General features: G+C 43.0%; 23 protein-coding genes and 1 pseudogene. 21 read left to right on the forward strand and 3 right to left on the reverse strand.

Annotated features, from left to right (window positions below; all coding sequences use genetic code 11):
• The 5 genes from HMPREF1048_RS04025 to mnmG form a co-directional block, all read left to right on the forward strand.
• A partial coding sequence (locus tag HMPREF1048_RS04025) for a hypothetical protein (protein WP_000300384.1) occupies nucleotides 1–344 on the forward strand: 344 nt, incomplete at its 5' end.
• On the forward strand, nucleotides 325–570 hold the full coding sequence (locus tag HMPREF1048_RS0102075; protein ID WP_000356083.1) for a hypothetical protein: 246 nt from the start codon (nucleotides 325–327) through the stop codon (nucleotides 568–570). The genes HMPREF1048_RS04025 and HMPREF1048_RS0102075, both read left to right, overlap by 20 nt.
• Before the next feature lie 157 nt (nucleotides 571–727).
• Nucleotides 728–1,849: a tRNA 2-thiouridine(34) synthase MnmA gene (gene mnmA / locus HMPREF1048_RS04030; RefSeq protein WP_001282954.1), complete on the forward strand. Its 1,122-nt coding sequence runs from the start codon at nucleotides 728–730 to the stop codon at nucleotides 1,847–1,849.
• 141 nt (nucleotides 1,850–1,990) lie between these two features.
• A complete protein-coding gene (locus tag HMPREF1048_RS04035) occupies nucleotides 1,991–2,446 on the forward strand; it encodes an NUDIX hydrolase (protein WP_000193620.1) in 456 nt (151 codons plus the stop codon).
• A gap of 9 nt (nucleotides 2,447–2,455) precedes the next feature.
• A complete protein-coding gene (mnmG, locus tag HMPREF1048_RS04040; protein ID WP_000221907.1) occupies nucleotides 2,456–4,369 on the forward strand; it encodes a tRNA uridine-5-carboxymethylaminomethyl(34) synthesis enzyme MnmG in 1,914 nt (637 codons plus the stop codon).
• A gap of 202 nt (nucleotides 4,370–4,571) precedes the next feature.
• Here mnmG and rnjA read toward each other — a convergent pair whose 3' ends face one another.
• Together rnjA and HMPREF1048_RS04050 are read right to left on the reverse strand one after the other, a co-directional pair.
• On the reverse strand, nucleotides 4,572–6,251 hold the full coding sequence (gene rnjA / locus HMPREF1048_RS04045) for a ribonuclease J1 (RefSeq protein WP_000331983.1): 1,680 nt from the start codon (nucleotides 6,249–6,251) through the stop codon (nucleotides 4,572–4,574).
• Nucleotide 6,252: 1 nt separating this feature from the next.
• Nucleotides 6,253–6,486 carry a DNA-dependent RNA polymerase subunit epsilon gene (locus HMPREF1048_RS04050; protein ID WP_000639567.1) on the reverse strand — a complete coding sequence of 78 codons (234 nt, stop codon included), beginning with the start codon at nucleotides 6,484–6,486 and terminating at the stop codon, nucleotides 6,253–6,255.
• A gap of 279 nt (nucleotides 6,487–6,765) precedes the next feature.
• Here HMPREF1048_RS04050 and HMPREF1048_RS04055 point away from each other — a divergent pair, with 279 nt between their 5' ends.
• From HMPREF1048_RS04055 to HMPREF1048_RS04105, 11 genes and pseudogenes are all read left to right on the forward strand, one after another.
• A complete protein-coding gene (locus HMPREF1048_RS04055; RefSeq protein WP_000282473.1) occupies nucleotides 6,766–6,981 on the forward strand; it encodes a hypothetical protein in 216 nt (71 codons plus the stop codon).
• Between the two features lie 104 nt (nucleotides 6,982–7,085).
• On the forward strand, nucleotides 7,086–7,769 hold the full coding sequence (gene tsaB, locus HMPREF1048_RS04060; RefSeq protein ID WP_000865702.1) for a tRNA (adenosine(37)-N6)-threonylcarbamoyltransferase complex dimerization subunit type 1 TsaB: 684 nt from the start codon (nucleotides 7,086–7,088) through the stop codon (nucleotides 7,767–7,769).
• The gene (gene rimI, locus HMPREF1048_RS04065) at nucleotides 7,766–8,203 is read left to right on the forward strand and encodes a ribosomal protein S18-alanine N-acetyltransferase (protein WP_000569804.1); all 438 of its coding nucleotides are present in this window, start codon (nucleotides 7,766–7,768) and stop codon (nucleotides 8,201–8,203) included. Before tsaB ends, rimI begins: the two co-directional genes overlap by 4 nt.
• On the forward strand, nucleotides 8,193–9,203 hold the full coding sequence (gene tsaD, locus HMPREF1048_RS04070) for a tRNA (adenosine(37)-N6)-threonylcarbamoyltransferase complex transferase subunit TsaD (RefSeq protein ID WP_000655030.1): 1,011 nt from the start codon (nucleotides 8,193–8,195) through the stop codon (nucleotides 9,201–9,203). Before rimI ends, tsaD begins: the two co-directional genes overlap by 11 nt.
• A gap of 234 nt (nucleotides 9,204–9,437) precedes the next feature.
• Nucleotides 9,438–10,133 carry an AzlC family ABC transporter permease gene (locus HMPREF1048_RS04075; protein ID WP_000659739.1) on the forward strand — a complete coding sequence of 232 codons (696 nt, stop codon included), beginning with the start codon at nucleotides 9,438–9,440 and terminating at the stop codon, nucleotides 10,131–10,133.
• Nucleotides 10,123–10,446, forward strand: a complete 324-nt coding sequence (locus tag HMPREF1048_RS04080) for an AzlD domain-containing protein (RefSeq protein ID WP_000253936.1) — start codon at nucleotides 10,123–10,125, stop codon at nucleotides 10,444–10,446. Before HMPREF1048_RS04075 ends, HMPREF1048_RS04080 begins: the two co-directional genes overlap by 11 nt.
• A gap of 103 nt (nucleotides 10,447–10,549) precedes the next feature.
• Nucleotides 10,550–11,380 (forward strand): amino acid ABC transporter substrate-binding protein, encoded by an 831-nt coding sequence (locus HMPREF1048_RS04085; RefSeq protein ID WP_000724938.1) that lies wholly within the window; start codon nucleotides 10,550–10,552, stop codon nucleotides 11,378–11,380.
• A gap of 153 nt (nucleotides 11,381–11,533) precedes the next feature.
• Entirely contained in the window at nucleotides 11,534–12,388 is an 855-nt protein-coding gene (locus HMPREF1048_RS04090) for a MetQ/NlpA family ABC transporter substrate-binding protein (protein WP_000694519.1), read from the forward strand.
• A 96-nt stretch (nucleotides 12,389–12,484) separates the two neighbouring features.
• Nucleotides 12,485–13,858: a M20 family metallopeptidase gene (locus HMPREF1048_RS04095; RefSeq protein ID WP_000231806.1), complete on the forward strand. Its 1,374-nt coding sequence runs from the start codon at nucleotides 12,485–12,487 to the stop codon at nucleotides 13,856–13,858.
• A pseudogene (locus HMPREF1048_RS04100) lies at nucleotides 13,851–14,817 on the forward strand (methionine ABC transporter ATP-binding protein). The gene HMPREF1048_RS04095 and the pseudogene HMPREF1048_RS04100 overlap by 8 nt, the downstream one beginning before the upstream one ends.
• Nucleotide 14,818: 1 nt before the next feature.
• On the forward strand, nucleotides 14,819–15,511 hold the full coding sequence (locus HMPREF1048_RS04105; RefSeq protein WP_000444648.1) for a methionine ABC transporter permease: 693 nt from the start codon (nucleotides 14,819–14,821) through the stop codon (nucleotides 15,509–15,511).
• A gap of 29 nt (nucleotides 15,512–15,540) precedes the next feature.
• Here the strand turns inward: HMPREF1048_RS04105 and HMPREF1048_RS04110 are convergent, their stop codons facing one another.
• Entirely contained in the window at nucleotides 15,541–16,110 is a 570-nt protein-coding gene (locus HMPREF1048_RS04110; RefSeq protein ID WP_000748387.1) for an MptD family putative ECF transporter S component, read from the reverse strand.
• Between the two features lie 134 nt (nucleotides 16,111–16,244).
• Between HMPREF1048_RS04110 and HMPREF1048_RS04115 the strand changes: the two genes are divergently transcribed.
• The 5 genes from HMPREF1048_RS04115 to nrdI all read left to right on the forward strand — a co-directional run bounded on the left by HMPREF1048_RS04115 (nucleotide 16,245) and on the right by nrdI (nucleotide 20,947).
• Entirely contained in the window at nucleotides 16,245–16,859 is a 615-nt protein-coding gene (locus tag HMPREF1048_RS04115) for a YesL family protein (RefSeq protein WP_000532365.1), read from the forward strand.
• The gene (locus HMPREF1048_RS04120; protein WP_000800608.1) at nucleotides 16,837–18,507 is read left to right on the forward strand and encodes a sensor histidine kinase; all 1,671 of its coding nucleotides are present in this window, start codon (nucleotides 16,837–16,839) and stop codon (nucleotides 18,505–18,507) included. Before HMPREF1048_RS04115 ends, HMPREF1048_RS04120 begins: the two co-directional genes overlap by 23 nt.
• Before the next feature lie 11 nt (nucleotides 18,508–18,518).
• Entirely contained in the window at nucleotides 18,519–19,805 is a 1,287-nt protein-coding gene (locus tag HMPREF1048_RS04125; RefSeq protein WP_000278857.1) for a response regulator transcription factor, read from the forward strand.
• A 60-nt stretch (nucleotides 19,806–19,865) separates the two neighbouring features.
• On the forward strand, nucleotides 19,866–20,399 hold the full coding sequence (locus tag HMPREF1048_RS04130; RefSeq protein WP_000729021.1) for an ABC transporter permease: 534 nt from the start codon (nucleotides 19,866–19,868) through the stop codon (nucleotides 20,397–20,399).
• Nucleotides 20,400–20,476: 77 nt separating this feature from the next.
• Nucleotides 20,477–20,947 carry a class Ib ribonucleoside-diphosphate reductase assembly flavoprotein NrdI gene (gene nrdI, locus HMPREF1048_RS04135; protein WP_004248363.1) on the forward strand — a complete coding sequence of 157 codons (471 nt, stop codon included), beginning with the start codon at nucleotides 20,477–20,479 and terminating at the stop codon, nucleotides 20,945–20,947.
• The last annotated feature ends 290 nt before the right edge of the window (nucleotides 20,948–21,237 follow it).

Genomic DNA, 21,237 nt, shown 5'->3' on the forward strand with positions numbered 1-21,237 from the left:
AACAAGAAGAGATGATGTATCTTGATGGGGGTGGTGTTGGTTGTAACTGGTGGAACAAACGTGATAATATTGCTTACGCAATTAATATTGCTGCAGCTGCAGTTTCTGGAGGGATGTCAGTATACCAGACATATGCCATTAAAAAGTTAATTGCTAATCGTGGTATGATGAGCCGAGTCGTTAGAAGTGCTATAACAAGATATATTGGTGGAGTTAGTATGGCAACTATTACTAATGCTCTTAATATTGCGGCTACTGTTGCTGAAGTATTCTCATTAGGAGGAGCCATTGCATATGGTTTAGATATCGTAGACGGTAAATTTGATGGATATTTATGGGCGTAAAACTATAGCTATGAAACATTTTTTTGCAGGAATTGGTGAAATTCATTTTTTGTTATTTTTATTATATCTAAGCATGTCTACTAGTCCAATTATTGGACTAGTGATTGGATATACTAAAATAAATCTAATAAATTCTATTATTATAGCTCTTGGTATGATATTGGCATTAATTTTGGTATTATCAAGAGTGTATAGAAAATATTTTTATAGAGACGATGATGACTAAAGTTTTTATCAATAAAAACCAGTGGTTCGTAGATTATCACCCTCTTTCTTGTCTTCTCTAATCAAGCATGTTATAATGAATACTGCTCAAGCGACCTTCAATCGTGAAGCACACACGACCTTCAATCGTGAATAAACGAATAGATGGGAGACTTACCATGAGTGATAACTCTAAAACACGTGTTGTCGTGGGGATGAGTGGTGGTGTTGATTCGTCGGTGACGGCTCTTTTGCTCAAGGAGCAGGGCTACGATGTGATCGGTATCTTCATGAAGAACTGGGATGACACAGATGAAAACGGCGTCTGTACGGCGACCGAAGATTACAAGGATGTGGCTGCGGTAGCAGACCAGATTGGCATTCCTTACTACTCTGTCAATTTTGAAAAAGAGTATTGGGACCGCGTTTTTGAGTATTTCCTAGCGGAATACCGTGCAGGGCGCACGCCAAATCCAGATGTTATGTGCAACAAGGAAATCAAGTTCAAGGCCTTTTTGGACTATGCCATGACCTTGGGGGCAGACTATGTAGCGACTGGGCATTATGCCCGAGTGGCGCGTGATGAGGATGGTACAGTTCATATGCTTCGTGGCGTGGACAATGGCAAGGACCAAACCTATTTCCTCAGCCAGCTTTCGCAAGAACAACTCCAAAAAACCATGTTCCCACTGGGACATTTGGAAAAGCCCGAAGTTCGCAGATTAGCAGAAGAAGCAGGCCTTGCAACTGCTAAGAAGAAAGACTCGACAGGGATTTGCTTTATCGGAGAAAAGAACTTTAAAAACTTTCTCAGCAACTATCTGCCAGCTCAGCCTGGTCGCATGATGACTGTGGATGGTCGCGATATGGGCGAGCATGCAGGACTTATGTATTATACAATCGGTCAGCGTGGCGGTCTCGGTATCGGTGGACAACACGGTGGTGACAATGCCCCTTGGTTCGTTGTCGGAAAAGACCTAAGCAAGAATATTCTCTATGTAGGCCAAGGTTTCTACCATGATTCGCTCATGTCAACCAGCCTAGAGGCTAGTCAAGTCCACTTTACTCGTGAGATGCCAGAGGAGTTTACGCTCGAATGTACGGCTAAATTCCGCTATCGTCAGCCTGATTCTAAGGTGACAGTACATGTCAAAGGAGATAAGGCAGAGGTTATCTTTGCAGAACCGCAACGCGCCATCACACCAGGACAGGCAGTTGTCTTTTACGATGGCGAAGAGTGTCTCGGTGGTGGTTTGATTGACAATGCCTACCGCGATGGACAAGTTTGTCAGTACATTTAGATTGACAAATTTTCTCAATTTGCTACAATAATAACAGCAATAGAAATGATGGTCAAAGCTCATGGATGTTGCAGGCTTTTTTTGTCCTGCACTTCTTTGGAGTTTTGACTGTTTTTGTGTCGTTTAAGGGAAAGGACAAGAATGACTCAGCAAGACTTTCGGACAAAAGTAGACAATACGGTTTTTGGTGTTCGGGCGACAGCTTTGATTCTTCAAAATCGCAAGCTTCTAGTCACCAAAGATAAGGGCAAGTATTACACAATTGGTGGTGCGATTCAAGTCAATGAAAGCACGGAAGACGCGGTAGTCCGTGAAGTGAGGGAAGAACTGGGTGTCAAAGCTCAAGCTGGCCAGCTAGCTTTTGTGGTTGAAAATCGTTTTGAACAGGACGGTGTTTCCTATCACAATATCGAGTTTCATTATCTGGTGGATTTGCTTGAGGATGCCCCATTGACCATGCAGGAAGATGAGAAAAGGCAGCCCTGTGAATGGATTGACATAGACAAGCTTGAGGGTATCAATCTAGTTCCAGCCTTTTTAAAAACAGCCTTGCCAGATTGGGACGGCCAACTAAGACACATTCATCTTGAGGAATAGGAGAGAAACATGACATATAATTTTACTGAAGAATACGATATTATTGTAATCGGTGCGGGACACGCTGGGGTAGAAGCATCCCTAGCAGCTAGCCGTATGGGCTGTAAGGTCTTGCTTGCGACTATCAACATTGAAATGCTGGCTTTCATGCCTTGTAACCCCTCTATCGGTGGTTCTGCCAAGGGAATTGTCGTGCGTGAAGTTGATGCCCTCGGTGGTGAAATGGCCAAAACCATTGACAAGACTTACATCCAGATGAAGATGCTTAATACAGGGAAGGGGCCAGCTGTCCGTGCCCTTCGTGCGCAGGCTGACAAGGAGCTTTACTCTAAGGAAATGCGCAAGACGGTTGAAAATCAAGAAAATCTGACCCTTCGTCAGACCATGATTGATGAGATTTTGGTGGAAGATGGCAAGGTTGTCGGTGTGCGTACAGCTACCCATCAAGAATATGCTGCCAAGGCTGTTATCGTGACGACAGGAACAGCCCTCCGTGGGGAAATTATCATTGGAGACCTTAAGTATTCATCAGGTCCTAACCACAGCCTAGCTTCGATTAACCTAGCTGACAATCTCAAGGAACTGGGCCTCGAAATCGGTCGTTTCAAGACGGGAACCCCTCCACGTGTCAAGGCTTCCTCTATCAACTACGATGTGACAGAGATTCAGCCAGGAGATGAAGCACCAAACCACTTCTCTTATACCTCGCGTGATGAGGATTATGTCAAGGACCAAGTGCCATGCTGGTTGACCTATACCAATGGTACCAGTCATGAGATTATCCAAAACAACCTCCACCGTGCGCCTATGTTCACAGGTGTGGTCAAGGGAGTGGGACCTCGTTACTGTCCGTCGATTGAAGACAAGATTGTACGCTTTGCGGACAAGGAACGCCACCAACTCTTCCTTGAGCCAGAAGGGCGCAATACTGAGGAAGTCTATGTTCAAGGACTTTCAACCAGTCTGCCTGAGGATGTCCAGCGTGACTTGGTTCATTCCATCAAAGGTTTGGAAAATGCAGAGATGATGCGGACAGGTTATGCCATTGAGTATGATATGGTCTTGCCTCATCAGTTGCGTGCGACTCTGGAAACCAAGAAAATCTCCGGACTTTTCACTGCTGGTCAGACAAATGGAACATCAGGTTATGAAGAAGCTGCTGGCCAAGGGATTATCGCGGGTATCAATGCGGCTTTGAAAGTCCAAGGCAAGCCTGAATTGATTTTGAAGCGCAGTGACGGTTATATCGGGGTGATGATTGATGACTTGGTGACCAAGGGAACCATTGAACCCTATCGTCTCTTGACAAGTCGTGCTGAGTACCGTCTCATTCTCCGCCATGACAATGCTGATATGCGTTTGACTGAGATGGGACGCGAGATTGGACTTGTGGACGATGAACGCTGGGATCGTTTTGAAATCAAGAAAAATCAATTTGAAAATGAGATGAAGCGCCTAGACAGCATCAAACTCAAGCCAGTCAAGGAAACCAATGCCAAGGTTGAGGAGATGGGCTTCAAGCCGTTGACAGATGCGGTGACAGCCAAGGAATTCCTTCGCCGTCCAGAAGTTTCTTACCAAGATGTGGTAGCCTTCATCGGACCAGCTGCAGAGGACTTGGATGACAAGATTATCGAATTGATTGAAACAGAAATCAAATACGAGGGTTACATCTCAAAAGCTATGGATCAGGTTGCCAAGATGAAACGCATGGAAGAAAAACGCATTCCAGCCAATATTGATTGGGATGACATTGATTCTATCGCAACCGAAGCTCGTCAGAAGTTCAAACTCATCAATCCAGAAACCATCGGCCAAGCCAGCCGTATTTCGGGAGTAAACCCAGCAGATATTTCTATTTTGATGGTGTATCTGGAAGGTAAAAATCGTAGTATTTCTAAAAATCTTCAAAAATCAAAATGATACGTCGTCGGCTTCTTACGAATGAGTTCAAAGCTTGGCTTTGATTCATCTCCAGCCTCCCATAGTTCCCCGAACTATGGGAGCTAACTCAAGTTATGCTTTCGCCTAGCCTTCTAGTCTGATTTCGATTTTTATTGAGTTTTAATCTCAAAAGAAAGCATAGAGAAAAACAGCTCCGAAAAATCGGGGCTGTTTTGTTGCTTTATTCTTCATCTGGTGTGAGGATCATCGGGATGATAATCGGTTCACGTTCTGTATTTTCATAAAGGAAGGGGCGAATGGCGTTGACAATGGCACCATTGACAGATTGCACGCTAGCATCCTTGTTTTTCAGTGCGATACGAATTGCATTGAAGAGGATACGCTGGCTTTGGCGAATCAAGTCGCCAGACTCTCTCATGTAGACAAAGCCTCTGCTGAGGATGTCTGGACCAGATAGAATCATCTGCGATTTGAAGTCAACAGTTGCGACTGCTAGAACGACACCGTCTTCAGATAAATCGCGACGATCTTTGAGGACAGCAGCACCGATTTCACCGATACGATTTCCATCGACATAGATATCTTGGGCGTTGAAATGGCCTGCGATACGAGCTGAGTCAGCAGTAAGGGCAAGCACATCACCATTGCTCATGATAAAGATATTGTCCTTCTCAACACCAGTATCCACCGCTAGTCCAGCGTGGACTTTTTGCATGCGGTATTCACCGTGGACAGGCATGAAGTATTTTGGCTTAATCAAGCGGAGCATGAGTTTTTGCTCTTGCTGGCCACCGTGTCCAGATGTATGGATATTATTCACTTTACCGTGGATAACTTCGACACCAGCTTCTGAAATGATGTTAATCAGCTTGTTGACGCTAGTCGTATTTCCAGGGATTGGACTTGAAGAGAAGATAACGGTATCACCTGGTTGGAGTTGCACCTGACGGTGGGTTCCGTTGGCGATACGAGAGAGGGCAGCCATCGGTTCACCCTGACTACCTGTACAGAGGATCAGAACCTCGCCTGCAGGGTAGTCTTTGATTTCATTTGGCTCGATAAAGGTTCCCTTAGGAGCTTTGATGTAGCCAAGATCGATTCCGTTGACAATGGCCTTTTCCATAGAACGACCAAAGACCGCAATCTTACGTCCAGTCTTAACAGCAGCTTCTGTTGCTTGCTGGAGACGGAAGATATTTGAGGCAAAGGATGCAAAGATGATACGTCCTTCGATGCCTTGGATAATCTTCATAATGGACTGGCCAACGACTTTTTCAGAGTTGGTAAAGGTTGGCACTTCTGCATTTGTCGAGTCCGAGAGAAGACAGAGCACGCCTTCTTCACCAAGAGCCGCCATACGGTGCAAGTCTGCTGGTTCACCAACTGGAGTAAAGTCAAACTTAAAGTCCCCCGTACAGACGATTTTCCCTTGAGGAGTATGAATGACAATTCCCAAAGGCTCTGGAATAGAGTGAGTGGTTCTAAAGAAAGTTGCCTTGAGATTTTTAAAGGTCAACTCAGTATTGTGGTTGATTTCGTAAAGTTTGGCGTTGCGCAAGAGGCCGTGTTCTTCGAGTTTCCCACGAATCAAAGCCAAGGCAAGCGGTCCAGCATAGATAGGGACATTTGCTTGCTTGAGCAGGAATGGAATCCCACCGATGTGGTCCTCGTGTCCGTGTGTGATCAAAACAGCTTTGACGCGGTCGATGTTGTCTACGATGTAGGAGTAATCAGGAATGACGTAGTCGATACCCAGCAAATCATCTTCTGGGAATTTAATCCCAGCATCTACGATGATAATCTCGTCTTGGTATTCAATTCCGTATGTGTTTTTCCCGATTTCTCCCAGACCACCGATGGCAAAAACGCCAACTTCTTCAGGTTTAAGAGTGTAGGCCATATCAGAACTCCGTAATTTCGAAGGCGCCAGTTTCTTTTTCGTAATCTAGCAATTTGTCAGACAAGAGTTCGATATACTCGATATTGTACTCTGGGCGATTTTCTTCGACAAGTTGGCGAGCAGCGATGCGACCCTCAAGTTCTGAGCTGGCATCGATGTCTAGATAAAGTGCGCGTGTAGTTTCACGACGTGGGCTACGGTCTTTTGTTTCTTGATAAAAAACTTTGTAAATCATATAGTTCCTTTCTATTTACAGGTCAGCTTATTCCAAACTTTTAGCATAGATTTGCTTGATTTCATTCCATTTTGTGTCTAGATTGACCTTGATTCGTTACAATTATTTCAATTATACCACAAAATGAAAAATTAGTAAAAGACGGAAACGAGAAAGTCACAGTCCGGTTTCTTTAGTAAACGTTTGCAAAAATAAATAAAATGTGTTATATTGATAACGGAAGTGAAATTTATTGCTTGTCATAATTCCATATAGATTTTAAGTCAAGGAGGTTGCCCTATGTATAACTTATTTGCTTTTGCTATCGGAGCTCGCTTGGTAGCTTTTATTGTTTTTGTTGCTTGCGTTTATGCGGGGAATCTTCTATTTGCAAAACTGGAACAACGAAAAACCAAGTTCTTGTGGAAAATGACCTTTGTGACTCTCTACTCGCTTTTTCTTCTCCTCGTAACCTATGTCGTTTGGTTTGTATTTTACTTTGGATTAAATGCTTAGATGCCCTGCCTATGTTGGGGCATTTTTGTTTGGGGATAAAGAAAATTCCCATGTGCCAGCTTTTGTAGTATAATAGTAAGCAGACAAAAAGATAGGAATGTGTTATGAAAGTATTAGCTTTTGATACGTCCAGCAAGGCTCTTTCTCTCGCTATTTTAGAGGACAAGCAGGTTCTTGCCGAGACGACGATTAATATTAAGAAGAATCACAGTATTACCCTCATGCCTGCCATCGATTTTTTGATGGCAAGTTTGGATTGGACGCCCAAGGATTTGGACCGAATCGTGGTGGCGGAAGGACCAGGTAGCTACACAGGCTTGCGAATCGCGGTAGCCACTGCCAAGACCTTAGCTCATACTCTGAACATTGAGTTAGTTGGTATGTCTAGCCTCTTGGCTCTGGTGCCCTACCAACAAGAAGGCTTGTTCGTTCCTTTGATGGATGCGCGTCGCAACAATGTTTACGCAGGATTCTATGAAAATGCTAAATCTGTCATGCCAGAAGCACACCTGCCTTTTGAGCGAGTGATTGAGCTAATTAAGGGTGCTAGTCAGGTTACCTTTGTCGGAGAAATTGGCCCTTTTGTTGAGCAGATTCAAGAACACTTGCCAAGGACTAATTTCAAAGAAACCTTGCCTAATGCAGCCAATCTTGCTCTTTTGGCTTGGGACAAGGAAGCAGACTCCTTGCACGACTTTGTGCCGAATTATCTCAAACGGGTTGAGGCTGAGGAAAACTGGCTCAAGAATCACACCGAGTCTGGTGAGTCTTACATTAAACGCCTATGATAGAAATCAAACAAATCCAACAGCAGCCTGACTTGGCTCAAGACATCTACGCTGTCATGGCAGCTGTTTACCCAGTCAGTCCTTGGACGCTGGAACAAATCCAAGCAGACCTGTCCCAAGATCAGACTTGGTATGCTCTGGCTTATGATGGGGCAGAAGTGATTGGTTTTCTAGCTGTGCAGGAGAATCTCTTTGAAGCAGAAGTCTTGCAAATCGCTGTCAAAGGAGCTTATCAGGGTCAGGGAATTGCATCAGCCTTGTTTGCGACACTGCCGACAGATAAGGAGATTTTTCTCGAAGTCAGAAAGTCAAATCAACGAGCGCAAGCATTTTACAAGAAAGAAAAGATGGCAGTCATCGCTGAGCGCAAGGCCTACTACCATGATCCAGTCGAGGACGCCATCATCATGAAGAGAGAAATAGATGAAGGATAGATATATTTTAGCATTTGAGACATCCTGTGATGAGACCAGTGTCGCCGTCTTGAAAAACGACGATGAGCTCTTGTCCAATGTCATTGCTAGTCAAATTGAGAGTCATAAACGTTTTGGGGGCGTAGTGCCAGAAGTAGCTAGTCGTCACCATGTAGAGGTCATCACAGCCTGTATTGAGGAAGCGCTAGCAGAAGCAGGGATTACGGAAGATGACGTGACAGCTGTTGCAGTTACCTATGGACCTGGCTTGGTCGGGGCCTTGCTAGTTGGTTTGTCAGCTGCCAAGGCCTTTGCTTGGGCTCATGGACTTCCTCTGATTCCCGTTAACCACATGGCTGGTCACCTCATGGCAGCTCAGAGCGTGGAGCCTTTGGAGTTTCCCTTGCTAGCTCTCTTGGTCAGCGGTGGGCACACAGAGTTGGTCTATGTTTCTGAGGCTGGAGATTACAAGATTGTTGGGGAAACGCGGGATGACGCGGTTGGTGAGGCTTATGATAAGGTCGGCCGTGTCATGGGCTTGACCTATCCTGCCGGTCGTGAGATTGACGAGCTAGCTCATCAGGGGCAGGATATTTATGATTTTCCTCGTGCCATGATTAAGGAAGATAATCTGGAGTTTTCATTCTCAGGTTTGAAATCGGCCTTTATCAATCTTCACCACAATGCCGAGCAAAAGGGAGAAAGCTTGTCCACAGAGGATTTGTGTGCTTCCTTTCAAGCAGCTGTCTTGGATATTCTTATGGCAAAAACCAAGAAGGCCTTGGGAAAATACCCTGTTAAAACCCTGGTTGTGGCAGGTGGCGTGGCAGCCAATAAAGGCCTCAGAGAACGCCTAGCAACTGAAATCACAGATGTCAAGGTCATCATTCCACCTCTGCGCCTCTGCGGAGACAATGCAGGAATGATTGCCTATGCCAGCGTCAGTGAGTGGAACAAAGAAAACTTTGCAAACTTGGATCTCAATGCCAAACCAAGTCTCGCTTTTGATACGATGGAATAAAATGGAGTCTGTCTGATTACAATCAGCAGACTTTTTTCTCTTTCCTGAATGTGTTATAATAGTCCATGCTATGGCTGGAGCCTTTTCAGCCTACTTATACTCTTCGAAAATCTCTTCAAACCGCGTCAGCTTCTATCTGCAACCTCAAAACAATGTTTTGAGCAACGTGCGGCTAGCTTTCTAGTTTGCTCTTTGATTTTCATTGAGTATTATTAAGACAATATGAGGAGAAAGATGAAAGAAAAAGGATTTTGGGAGGGAGCCCAGGCAGCTATGCCAACGGCCCTTGGATATGTTAGTATCGGACTGGCCTGTGGGATTATTGGTGCGCCCTATGTGACACCTGTGGAGATGGGCTTGATGAGCCTCTTTGTTTATGCTGGGAGTGCCCAGTTTGCCATGCTGGCACTGATTGCGGTTCAAGCACCTGTAGCAGCTATTGCTATGACGGTCTTTTTGATCAATTTACGTCTCTTTTTGTTGAGTTTGCATGCGTCGACCTATTTCCGTCATACCAGTCTCTGGCAAAATATCGGCATGTCTAGCCTCTTGACAGATGAGACTTACGGCGTTTTGATGGGCGAATTAGCCCATGCAGACAAGGTCAATCCTATGTGGATGCACGGAAACAATCTCAACAGCTATGTGGCTTGGTTTGTGGGAACAGTTGTCGGAACGGCTCTGGGTGGTCTACTGCCAAATCCAGAAATCTTTGGATTGGATTTTGCCCTGGTTGGGATGTTCATCGGAATTTTTGCTTCGCAATTCCAGATTATGCAAAGACGGATTCCTGTCCGCAATCTGCTTATTATTCTAGCAGTTGTTGCGGTGTCCTTCTTTTTGCTCTTGACAGTGGTGTCTCAGTCACTAGCTGTTCTGTTTGCGACGCTACTTGGTTGTACAATGGGGGTGGTTTTAGATGGTCAGTAAGTATCTTTTATTAGCAGTTATTTTCTCTGGCTTGGTGACTTGGATTCCCCGTATGATTCCCTTCATCTTGGTCAAGTATAAGGGTCTGCCTGCGATAGTTGAGCGTTTTTTGAAGTTCTTGCCCGTTTCTATTATCTTTGCCTTGATTCTTTCAAGCGTAGTGACAGGCAAGGTTGGTAGTCTTCCTCAAATCAAATGGCTGGACTTCTTAGCAGTCTTTCCAACCGCTTGGGTAGCCTTTCGCTACCGCAATCTAGTCGGAACAGTTCTCTTTGGAGTAGTCTTGATTGCCGTCTTGCGCTTGGTCTTTTAAATTAGCCATAAAAAAAACTTATCACAGAGATAAATATCATATAATGGCGTAAATGGTCTTTTTCTGTTAAGATTATAAGGTATTCTATTTTGGAGGAAATGACATGAAAAAAATCGTTAAATACTCATCTCTTGCGGCCCTAGGGCTTATTGCTGCAGGCGTTCTAGCAGCTTGCTCAGGTGGTGCTAAGAAAGAAGGAGAAGCAGCTAGCAAGAAAGAAATCATCGTTGCAACTAACGGATCACCAAAACCATTTATCTATGAAGAAAATGGTGAATTGACAGGTTACGAGATTGAGCTTATTCGTGCTATCTTTAAAGACTCAGACAAGTATACTGTCAAGTTTGAAAAGACAGAGTGGTCAGGGATTTTCCCAGGACTTGATAGCGATCGTTACCAAATGGCCGTTAACAACCTCAGTTATACCAAAGAACGTGCAGAGAAATACCTCTACGCAGCACCAACTGCTAAAAACCCTAACGTTCTTGTTGTGAAGAAGGACGACACTAGCATCAAGTCTCTTGATGATATCGGTGGAAAATCTACTGAAGTCGTTCAAGGAACAACCTCAGCTAAACAATTGGAAGCATACAACACAGAACATGCGGATAATCCAACTGTCCTTAACTACACTAGAGCAGACTTCCAACAGATCATGGGACGCTTGAGCGATGGTCAGTTTGACTACAAGATTTTTGATAAAATCGGTGTTGAAACAGTCATCAAGAACCAAGGTTTGGACAACTTGAAAGTTATCGAACTTCCAAGCGACCAACAACCTTACGTTTACCCACTTCTTGCTAAAGGTCAAGATGAGTTGAAAACATTTGTAGACAAACGTATCCAAGAACTCTACAAAGACGGAACTCTTGAAAAATTGTCAAAACAATTCTTCGGAGACACTTATCTACCAGCAGAAGCTGATATTAAATAATTTCTTGAAATCATCCATTCTGCATAAGGTGGATGATTTCTCAGTTTTTAGGGATATAGTTTTAAACTATATATCTGGCTATCTAATAACAATTTGTGAAATTAAACAAATTGTGAGATACTAGTACGGTATTATTTTTAAGGAGAAAGAATCATGAAAATTAAAAAATGGCTTGGTGTAGCAGCCCTTGCTGCAGTCGCAGGTTTGGCTCTTGCAGCTTGCGGAAACTCAGAAAAGAAAGCAGACAATGCAACAACTATCAAAATTGCAACTGTCAACCGTAGCGGTTCTGAAGAAAAACGTTGGGACAAAATCCAAGAATTGGTTAAAAAAGACGGTATTACTTTGGAATTTACAGAGTTCACAGACTACTCACAACCAAACAAGGCAACTGCTGATGGCGAAGTAGATTTGAACGCTTTCCAACACTATAACTTCTTGAACAACTGGAATAAAGAAAACGGAAAAGACCTTGTAGCGATTGCAGATACTTACATCTCTCCAATCCGCCTTTACTCAGGTTTGAATGGAAGTGACAACAAGTACACTAAAGTAGAAGACATCCCAGCAAACGGAGAAATCGCTGTACCGAACGATGCTACAAACGAAAGCCGTGCGCTTTACTTGCTTCAATCAGCTGGCTTGATTAAATTGGATGTTTCAGGAACTGCTCTTGCAACAGTTGCCAACATCAAAGAAAATCCAAAGAACTTGAAAATCACTGAATTGGACGCTAGCCAAACAGCTCGTTCATTGTCATCAGTTGACGCTGCCGTTGTAAACAATACCTTCGTTACAGAAGCAAAATTGGACTACAAGAAAGCACTTTTCAAAGAACAAGCTGATGAAAACTCAAAACAATGGTACAACATCATCGTTGCGAAAAAAGATTGGGAAACATCACCAAAAGCTGATGCTATCAAGAAAGTGATCGCAGCTTACCACACAGATGACGTGAAAAAAGTTATCGAAGAAACATCAGACGGTTTGGATCAACCAGTTTGGTAATAAGAAACAGGGAGGTGGGAGAGAAAATTCCACCTTTTGCTTTTGTATAGAGCATGGATTGTCAGGAAGAGTAGTTCATAGAAAGGTAGAGAGAATATGGTTTTTCCTAGCGAACAAGAACAGATTGAAAAATTTGAAAAGGATCATGTGGCCCAGCATTATTTTGAGGTTTTGCGTACCTTGATTTCTAAGAAGTCGGTCTTTGCCCAGCAGGTTGGACTTAAAGAAGTCGCAAACTATCTGGGTGAGATTTTCAAGCGTGTTGGGGCTGAAGTGGAGATTGATGAGACTTATACGGCTCCCTTTGTCATGGCGCATTTCAAGAGTTCGCGCCCAGATGCTAAGACCTTGATTTTCTATAACCACTATGACACTGTGCCAGCGGACGGGGATCAGGTCTGGACAGAGGATCCCTTTACGCTTTCGGTCCGCAATGGCTTCATGTATGGGCGTGGGGTTGATGACGACAAGGGTCATATCACAGCTCGTTTGAGTGCTTTGAGAAAATATATGCAACACCATGATGACCTGCCTGTCAATATCAGTTTTATCATGGAGGGAGCGGAGGAATCGGCTTCGACAGACCTAGATAAGTATCTGGAAAAACATGCGGACAAACTTCGTGGCGCAGACTTGTTGGTCTGGGAACAAGGGACCAAAAATGCCTTGGAACAGCTAGAAATTTCTGGTGGAAATAAGGGGATTGTGACCTTTGATGCCAAGGTAAAAAGCGCTGATGTGGATATCCATTCGAGTTATGGTGGGGTTGTGGAATCAGCTCCATGGTACCTCCTTCAAGCTCTACAGTCTCTTCGTGCAGCAGATGGCCGTATCTTGGTTGAAGGCTTGTACGAAGAGGTAAAAGAGCCAAATGAACGTGAATTGGCTTTGGTGGATACCTACGCTCAACAAAATCCAGGGGAAATCAGCCAGATTTATGGTTTGGAATTGCCTCTCTTACAAGAGGAACGCGCAGCCTTTCTGAAACGTTTCTTTTTCGAGCCAGCTCTTAATATCGAAGGGATTCAGTCAGGTTACCAAGGACAAGGGGTTAAAACGATTTTGCCAGCAGAAGCCAGCGCTAAGCTAGAGGTTCGTTTGGTTCCTGGCCTAGAACCGCATGATGTTCTGGAAAAAATTCGGAAACAGCTAGACAAAAATGGCTTTGATAAGGTAGAATTATATTATACCTTGGGAGAGATGAGCTATCGCAGCGATATGAGCGCGCCAGCCATTCTCAATGTGATCGAGTTGGCCAAGAAATTCTATCCACAGGGCGTTTCAGTCTTGCCGACTACAGCTGGGACAGGGCCTATGCATACGGTTTTTGATGCCCTAGAGGTGCCAATGGTGGCCTTCGGTTTAGGAAATGCCAATAGCCGAGACCACGGTGGAGATGAGAACGTGCGAATCGCCGATTACTACACCCATATTGAATTAGTAGAGGAGTTGATTAGAAGCTATGAGTAGAGATATTATCAAGTTAGATCAGATCGATGTGACTTTTCACCAAAAGAAGAGAACCATCACAGCGGTCAAGGATGTGACTATTCACATCCAAGAAGGGGATATCTACGGAATCGTTGGATATTCTGGAGCAGGGAAATCAACCCTTGTACGGGTGATTAACCTCTTGCAAAAACCATCTGCAGGGAAAATTACCATTGACGACGATGTGATTTTTGATGGCAAGGTGACCTTGACGGCAGAGCAGTTACGTCGTAAACGTCAAGATATTGGAATGATTTTCCAGCATTTCAACCTGATGAGCCAAAAAACAGCAGAGGAGAACGTAGCATTTGCCCTTAAACACTCTGGACTCAGCAAGGAAGAAAAGAAGACAAAAGTGGCTAAGTTGCTGGACTTGGTTGGCTTGGCAGATCGTGCTGAAAACTACCCTTCACAACTATCTGGAGGGCAAAACAGCGTGTGGCCATTGCGCGTGCCTTGGCCAATGATCCAAAATCTTGATTTCAGATGAGTCAACTTCTGCCCTTGACCCTAAGACAACCAAGCAGATTTTAGCCTTGTTGCAAGATCTGAACCAAAAATTAGGCTTAACTGTTGTCTTGATTACGCATGAAATGCAGATTGTCAAAGATATTGCTAACCGTGTGGCAGTTATGCAGGATGGGCATTTGATTGAGGAGGGTAGTGTTCTTGAAATCTTCTCAGATCCTAAACAACCTTTGACTCAAGACTTTATCTCAACAGCTACAGGTATTGACGAAGCCATGGTCAAGATTGAGAAGCAAGAAATCGTGCAAAACCTGTCTGAAAATAGTCTCTTAGTGCAACTCGCCACTTTTGAATGAATTGTACAAGCATTACCAGGTGACGGCTAATATTCTCTATGGAAATTGGCAGGTGCTCAAGAAGCCATTCGTCAAGCAGGCGTACAACTAAAAGTATTGAAGGGAGGACAGTAAGATGGAATCATTGATTCAAACCTATTTACCAAATGTTTATAAAATGGGCTGGGCTGGTCAAGCAGGCTGGGGAACAGCCATCTACCTAACTCTTTATATGACAGTTCTTTCCTTCATTATCGGAGGTTTCTTGGGGCTTGTTGCGGGTCTCTTCCTTGTCTTGACAGCGCCAGGTGGTGTCTTGGAAAATAAAGTCGTTTTCTGGATTTTGGATAAAATCACCTCTATTTTCCGTGCGGTTCCATTTATCATTCTCTTGGCAGTCTTGTCACCCTTCTCTCATCTAATCGTAGGAACAAGTATCGGACCAAATGCGGCTATCGTACCCCTATCTTTTGCAGTCTTTGCTTTCTTTGCCCGTCAGGTGCAGGTTGTCTTAGCTGAACTGGATGGCGGTGTCATTGAGGCGGCTCAAGCGAGTGGAGCGACATTCTGGGATATCGTAGGTGTTTACCTATCAGAAGGTCTTCCAGATTTGATCCGTGTGACGACTGTGACCTTGATTTCCCTTGTTGGAGAAACAGCTATGGCTGGTGCGGTCGGAGCTGGTGGTATCGGTAACGTAGCCATCGCTTATGGATTTAACCGCTACAATCACGATGTGACTATCTTGGCAACCATTATTATCATTTTGATTATCTTTGCAATCCAATTCTTGGGAGATTTCTTGACCAAGAGATTAAGTCATAAATAAAAAAGAGCCGTCTGGCTCTTTTTTATTGACTAGATTTTCTGTGCAAACTTTTTACTCAAGGCTTGTCCAATCAAGGCACCCAATAGGGCTCCGATGACTACACTTGCAACAAATAGAAGGATGGTTCCAGGATTTGGCGCAACCATGATACGGTCGATATATTCTTGGGATTTTCCTCTTGCCAGAAGAGTAGCCATATAGGCTTTGGGCGCAATCCACATAAGTAAGATTGGACCAGTTGTGCTAAAGGCAAAGAGTATGAAAGAAAGGAAATTCTTAGTTTGGTCCTTGTATTTTCCGAGGTTAGCTACTGCATCTGCTAGGAGACCACAGATAATTCCAGGAAGGAAGGCACCAGCACCGTGTTTAGTTCCCAAGAAAAAGAGGGCAATGACAAGGCCGATAGTGGTAATGGCTCCAAAGCGCGGAACTTTTGCGACTAGGATCATATAGACGCTACCGCCGACAAGGGCAGTAAAGGCAGGCGCATAAAACATGTTTCCAGTTTGGTCAAAGAGATTGCCCAAAAGGACACCAATCCCCATGCAGAGGAAGTAAAGAACTGCAAAAAGAAGTGTAGTTAAGATAGATTTTTTCATGAATTGTCTCCTGATCATTTTTTCACAATTCTCATTGTACCACGGTTTGATGGGATTGTAAATGGGCACTAGAATTTTTTGAAAACGCTTGAAATATGATATAATAGTTTCATAGTTATTTTTAGGAGGATATCATGGGGAGATTTTTAGACTTTGTCTTTAATCGTTTCCTTCTAGGGATGATTGCGACAGCCTTCTTTTGGTTATTAACCTTGGTGGGAGGGATTATCCTTGGTCTAGCGCCGGCTAGTGCCACCTTGATGAGCTTGTATGCAGAACATGGTTATAGCTTTCGGGAATACAGTTTGAAGGAGGCTTGGTCTCTTTATAAGCAAAATTTTGTTTCAAGCAACCTGATTTTTTATAGCTTTTTAGGAGTGGATTTAGTTTTGGTCTATGGCTTGTATCTCTTGGTGCAATTGCCTCATCAGACTATTATTCATTTGATTGCGACCTTTTTGAATGTTCTAGTAATTGCCCTGATCTTTTTGGCTTATACAGTATCTTTGAAATTACAAGTTTATTTTGACTTGTCTTATCGAAATAGTCTCAAACTATCCTTGATTGGCATTTTTATGAGTCTAGCAGCTGTGGCCAAGGTTCTCCTTGGGACCGTACTACTTGTGGCAATTGGTTACTATATGCCTGCCCTACTTTTCTTTGTAGGAATTGGGATGTGGCATTTCTTTATCAGTGATATGTTGGAACCGGTCTATGAAAGTATCCATGAAAAATTGGCGACAAAATAGAATGAAGCAGTTTTGGCTACATACGCTTCTGAGAACCTACAGTTCAGTTATGATGATTATTATTGCGAGTTTTGCAATCTTACTCTCTTACGCCGACTGGGATTCACGGGAAAAGGAAGCTCAGAGAGTGGCCCAGCGTGTAACTACTCGAACAGTCGAAGAGGTGGAATATTATTATCGCGAGTCAGCCCAGCTAGCACAAGATTTAGTAGCCAATCAAGACCGGATACAAGGGGTTTATAAGTACTTTAGCCTGTCAACTTCTGAATATTTTTATTGGCTGTTGGAGCATCAAGCAGCTTCGTCAACTTCTATTTCTCTGTATGAAAATATCGATGATCTGTATGTTCAGAATGACTATATAACGGGTGTTGCAATCGTCTTGCAGGACTTTAAAGAAGTTTATGTTTCGAGCAGAAATGAGAGAGGTGGTCATTCGGTACTTGCGGAAGGTTTTAAACCAGAGGCCAATAGTTTTGGAGTGCCTATTTTAGACCCAGCGACGGATCAATCGATAGGGGTTGTTTATATTTCCTTGGATCCAGAAATCTTATACCATGCTGTGGACAATACCCGAGGTCATATCCCGATGGCTGTTACTGTGACATCGCCTTTTGATACGGAGATTTTTCATATTGGTGAGAGGGTCAATAGGGAGCATGAAAACTGGTTTGTCGGTGTGACCTCTCATGGCTATCAGGTTCAGGTGGCAGTTCCTAAAAATTTTGTTTTACAAGGAACGGTGACCAGCTCTGCTTTGATTGTGGGCTTGAGCCTTCTCTTTATTGTCATTCTCTATCTGACTTTGAGGCAGACCTTTGCCAACTATCAAAAGCAGGTAGTGGATTTGGTGGATTCTATTCAAGCTATTGCCCAAGGAGAGGAAGGTCTTCGTATTGACACACTTGAAAAGGATCAGGAATTGCTCCTAATCGCGGAGACGACCAATGATATGTTAGATCGTTTGGAAAAGAATATCCATGATATTTATCAGCTAGAGCTCAGTCAAAAAGATGCCAATATGCGAGCCCTGCAGGCGCAAATCAATCCTCATTTTATGTATAATACGCTGGAATTTTTACGTATGTACGCAGTCATGCAAAGTCAAGATGAGTTGGCAGATATCATTTATGAGTTCAGTAGTCTATTACGTAACAATATTTCTGACGAAAGAGAAACTCTTCTCAAACAGGAATTAGAATTTTGCCGTAAATATAGTTATCTTTGCATGGTTCGCTATCCTAAATCTATTGCCTATGGTTTCAAGATAGACCCAGAGTTAGAGAATATGAAGATTCCTAAGTTTACCTTGCAACCGCTGGTAGAAAATTATTTCGCGCATGGTGTTGACCACAGACGGACAGATAATGTGATTAGCATCAAGGCTCTTAAACAGGATGGTTTTGTGGAAATTTTGGTGGTCGATAATGGTAGAGGAATGTCGGTTGAAAAGCTGGCAAATATCCGAGAAAAATTAAGTCAGAGACATTTTGAACACCAAGCCAGTTACAGTGATCAAAAGCAGTCTATCGGGATTGTCAATGTCCATGAGCGTTTTGTGCTCTATTTTGGGGATCGATATGCTATTACTATAGATTCTGCAGAGCAAGCAGGTGTTCAGTATCGTATTACAATTCAAGATGAGTAGAAAGGGAGAAAATGTATAAAGTATTATTAGTAGATGATGAGTACATGGTGACAGAAGGTCTGAAACGTTTGATTCCCTTTGATAAGTGGGATATGGAGGTCATCGCAACAGCCAGTCATGCCGATGAAGCCCTAGAATATGTTCAGGAAAATCCTGTCGATGTGGTCATTTCCGATGTCAATATGCCCGACAAAACAGGGCTTGATATGATTCGGGAGATGAAAGAAATCTTACCAGATGCAGCCTATATCCTACTTTCGGGTTATCAGGAGTTTGATTATGTAAAAAGAGCAATGAACCTTAGTGTGGTGGACTATCTGGTCAAACCTGTTGATAAGGTAGAGTTGGGAAATCTGCTGGAGAAGATTGCAGGTCAGCTCGGCGAGAGAGGGAAGAAAAGTCAGACACTCAGTCAAGATTTAGATGAGGATGGATTTGTTAGTTATTTAGGGGATAAGGAGAATTGGTGGATAGGTCTATCCAAGGAAAAGCAAGGCTCCTTCACCATTCCCTACTATGTCTTGGGTCAAGATTGGCAGATTTTCATTTCTGACCAACCCCTAGATGGTTTAGTCGTTACTCCCTTTGAAGCTCCTTATCAAGAACACTTTGAACGCTGGAAGCTGAATGCTGAGAAAGCCCTCTTTTACGGCTCTGTAAATCTACAACAGTCTGAGAGTCTCTTTACCTATTACGAACCGATTTATAGGGTTATCATTCAGGGAAATCTCAATCAAATCGTAGAAGAGTTAAATCTCTTGGAGAAGGTGGTTCTTGAAAATACGCCGCGTGTTCCGATTACCAAACAGCTTTTTATCCAGTTTGTCATGGATGTCTTTCATTTGTTTGAACATCTCAAAGCTGATGATTTAACGGATATTGTCAAAACGATTCATGCTATTCAATCCTTTGATGAATTGGTTCCTTATATTAAGGAAACTCTGACCCGCTTTTTTGGGCAATATCGCATGAATGAAAATGTGGTCAGTGTACTGGAAGTTATTGGGCGTGATTATCAGAAAGAACTTTCGCTCAAGGATATCAGTAAGGATCTTTTTATCAATCCTGTCTATCTAGGTCAGTTGATTAAGCGAGAAACCAATTCGACCTTCGCAGAGTTACTAAACAAACAACGCATTAAGGCTGCCCAGCAACTCTTACTTTCAACTAGTGACAGTATCGAAGATATTTGTTATGCTGTTGGTTACAGTAATGTTGGATATTTCTATAAAGTGTTCCGAAAATTGTGCGGAAAATCACCAAAAGCCTACCGAAAACAGGTAGAAACGATACTATAAGACTTGTATTCCCTTACAAAAGGTGCTATAATATAAATAATAATATCAGGAGGTTCTATCATGAAAAAGAAACCGATTTATCTATGGGTCTTGCTAATCTTGTCTGCTCTTATTTCAGCTATGTCTCTGTTTGGAATGTTGAGTCCCTTACCTAGCAAAGAAGTCCTTCGTGCTAAACAGTCACATGTTGCGGGACTTAGTGCCCAGCAATTAGAAGACCAGCTTAATTACAACTATGGAGTAGCAGAAGCGTATCATTCTATTTTTAATATGGCCTTGATTGTGCTATCTGCTATTTTAGTGGTCGTAGCGATTGTCTTCCTTATTCGTAAGAATTTGCAATATGCAAACTATACTTACGTTGGCTATGTTTTGTTAGCTATTATCGGTTCGATTTATGGCTATGTTGGTTTACAGGACGCTGTGCAGTTGGTTCAAGATGAGACCATGCGTTTGACAATGAGTATTGGTTCAAAAGCTGTCAGCATTTTCTATATCGTCATTAATATTCTCTTCCTAGCTCTTGTCTTCTATAAGATGTGGCGACAACAGAAAGCCTTGGCTGAAGAAGAGGAAACAGAAGAAGTTGCTTAAGTATTGACAAAAAAGAGCTATCAAGTTACAATCTTGGTAGTTCTTTTTCGATTAAAAATAAAATCATGGAGGAAAATATGAAGACAATTTCTTTAGTTTATATTAGTTTGAGTGGCAATACTGAGAGTTTTGTGACGCGTTTGAAAGACTATCTCTTGTCCCAGTACGAGGGAATAGAGGTTCAAAAGATTCATATCAAGGATTTGGTCAAGGAAGGTCACGATTTCTATGAAATGGACCACCCTTACGTCGCCTTTCTACCGACCTACCTTGAAGGTGGGAATGGCGTGGATAATGGAGATGTAGAGATTTTGACGACACCAGTGGGGGATTTTATCGCCTATGGTGACAATGCTAGTAAGTGTTTTGGCGTGGTTGGCTCAGGAAATCGTAACTTTAATAACCAATACTGCCTGACAGCCAAGCAATACAGTCAACGTTTTGGTTTCCCTGTCTTGGCTGACTTTGAAATGCGAGGCATGCTGGAAGATATCAAACGTGTCGCAGCGATTATCGCAGATTTGTATGAGTTGGAAAGGGAGAATTAATACTCAATGAAAATCAAAGAGCAAACTAGGAAGCTAGTCGCAGGTTGCTCAAAGCACAGCTTTGAGGTTGCAGATAGAGCTGACGTGGTTTGAAGAGATTTTCGAATAGTATAAAGTTCTTATAAGAGGTGGTTGAAGTTGTTCAACTGTTTTTTGAGTATAAACAGTCTTTGAGAACGTAAAAAAGCATAAGTTCAGGTCTTAAAAACCTTGTTCTTATGCTTTTTATCATAGAAATATTTACTGAATTTTCTCTTGAAATGAAACCTTATACTCAATGAAAATCAAAG

Origin of the sequence: Streptococcus mitis SK575, assembly GCF_000257865.1 — a bacterium.
Lineage (GTDB): Bacteria > Bacillota > Bacilli > Lactobacillales > Streptococcaceae > Streptococcus > Streptococcus mitis_CQ.

Coding starts and splice junctions, on each gene's coding strand:
- HMPREF1048_RS0102075 (WP_000356083.1), top strand. CDS start 325: ATGGATATTTATGGGCGTAAAACTATAGCTATGAAACATTTTTTTGCA.
- mnmA (WP_001282954.1), top strand. CDS start 728: ATGAGTGATAACTCTAAAACACGTGTTGTCGTGGGGATGAGTGGTGGT.
- HMPREF1048_RS04035 (WP_000193620.1), top strand. CDS start 1,991: ATGACTCAGCAAGACTTTCGGACAAAAGTAGACAATACGGTTTTTGGT.
- mnmG (WP_000221907.1), top strand. CDS start 2,456: ATGACATATAATTTTACTGAAGAATACGATATTATTGTAATCGGTGCG.
- rnjA (WP_000331983.1), bottom strand. CDS start 6,251: ATGGCCTACACTCTTAAACCTGAAGAAGTTGGCGTTTTTGCCATCGGT.
- HMPREF1048_RS04050 (WP_000639567.1), bottom strand. CDS start 6,486: ATGATTTACAAAGTTTTTTATCAAGAAACAAAAGACCGTAGCCCACGT.
- HMPREF1048_RS04055 (WP_000282473.1), top strand. CDS start 6,766: ATGTATAACTTATTTGCTTTTGCTATCGGAGCTCGCTTGGTAGCTTTT.
- tsaB (WP_000865702.1), top strand. CDS start 7,086: ATGAAAGTATTAGCTTTTGATACGTCCAGCAAGGCTCTTTCTCTCGCT.
- rimI (WP_000569804.1), top strand. CDS start 7,766: ATGATAGAAATCAAACAAATCCAACAGCAGCCTGACTTGGCTCAAGAC.
- tsaD (WP_000655030.1), top strand. CDS start 8,193: ATGAAGGATAGATATATTTTAGCATTTGAGACATCCTGTGATGAGACC.
- HMPREF1048_RS04075 (WP_000659739.1), top strand. CDS start 9,438: ATGAAAGAAAAAGGATTTTGGGAGGGAGCCCAGGCAGCTATGCCAACG.
- HMPREF1048_RS04080 (WP_000253936.1), top strand. CDS start 10,123: ATGGTCAGTAAGTATCTTTTATTAGCAGTTATTTTCTCTGGCTTGGTG.
- HMPREF1048_RS04085 (WP_000724938.1), top strand. CDS start 10,550: ATGAAAAAAATCGTTAAATACTCATCTCTTGCGGCCCTAGGGCTTATT.
- HMPREF1048_RS04090 (WP_000694519.1), top strand. CDS start 11,534: ATGAAAATTAAAAAATGGCTTGGTGTAGCAGCCCTTGCTGCAGTCGCA.
- HMPREF1048_RS04095 (WP_000231806.1), top strand. CDS start 12,485: ATGGTTTTTCCTAGCGAACAAGAACAGATTGAAAAATTTGAAAAGGAT.
- HMPREF1048_RS04105 (WP_000444648.1), top strand. CDS start 14,819: ATGGAATCATTGATTCAAACCTATTTACCAAATGTTTATAAAATGGGC.
- HMPREF1048_RS04110 (WP_000748387.1), bottom strand. CDS start 16,110: ATGAAAAAATCTATCTTAACTACACTTCTTTTTGCAGTTCTTTACTTC.
- HMPREF1048_RS04115 (WP_000532365.1), top strand. CDS start 16,245: ATGGGGAGATTTTTAGACTTTGTCTTTAATCGTTTCCTTCTAGGGATG.
- HMPREF1048_RS04120 (WP_000800608.1), top strand. CDS start 16,837: ATGAAAAATTGGCGACAAAATAGAATGAAGCAGTTTTGGCTACATACG.
- HMPREF1048_RS04125 (WP_000278857.1), top strand. CDS start 18,519: ATGTATAAAGTATTATTAGTAGATGATGAGTACATGGTGACAGAAGGT.
- HMPREF1048_RS04130 (WP_000729021.1), top strand. CDS start 19,866: ATGAAAAAGAAACCGATTTATCTATGGGTCTTGCTAATCTTGTCTGCT.
- nrdI (WP_004248363.1), top strand. CDS start 20,477: ATGAAGACAATTTCTTTAGTTTATATTAGTTTGAGTGGCAATACTGAG.